Below are 650 nucleotides of genomic sequence, written 5' to 3'. Positions count from 1 at the left end.
GTACGAGACCCTGGAGCGGGTTCACTGGACGCGGCTGGCCGCCGCCATCACCTTCATCAGCTTCCTCGCGCTGTTTCCGCTGATCACGGTGGGGGCGGCCATCGGTGCCGCGGTGCTCAGCGACGCCAGCATGCGCGAACTGGAAGAGAGGCTGGCCGCCCAGGTGCCGGGCATCTCGGGCCAGCTCGACCTCAGCGGGCTGGTGGAGAACGCGGCCACGGTCGGGGTCCTGGCGGGTGCGGCGCTGCTGTTCACCGGCATCGGCTGGGTCGGCTCGCTGCGCGAGTGTCTGCGGGCCGTGTGGGAGCTGGACGACGAACACGACAACGTGGTGGCGCGCAAGCTCAAGGACGGCGGCATCCTACTGGGCCTCGGTGGGGTGGCCCTCGGCTCGTTCGCCGTCTCCACGTTCGCGGTCACCGCGGTGGGTTGGGCGGCATCGAAGCTGGACATCCCCGAGGACGGGGTGGGGAGCTGGCTGCTGCGGCTGGCCGCGTTCGCCGCCGCGGTCGGCGCCGACTTCCTGTTGCTGTGCTACGTCCTGACCTGGCTGCCGGGCGTCACCCCGCCCCGCCGCGCCGTCATCGTCGCCGCGCTCATCGGCGCGATCGGCTTCGAGCTGCTGAAGACACTGCTGAGCGGCTACATAC

General features: G+C 70.9%; 1 protein-coding gene. It reads left to right on the top strand.

Features of this window, described 5'->3' with window-relative positions; translation table 11 throughout:
* Nucleotides 1-650: YihY/virulence factor BrkB family protein (locus tag KUM32_RS41945; protein WP_217146857.1), on the top strand; the 650-nt coding region annotated here is incomplete at both ends.

The sequence above is a fragment of the Streptomyces sp. AC627_RSS907 genome (genome assembly GCF_019049165.1).
Note: the sequence above shows the minus strand (reverse complement) of the source record. Positions and strands in the feature narration are given on the sequence as shown.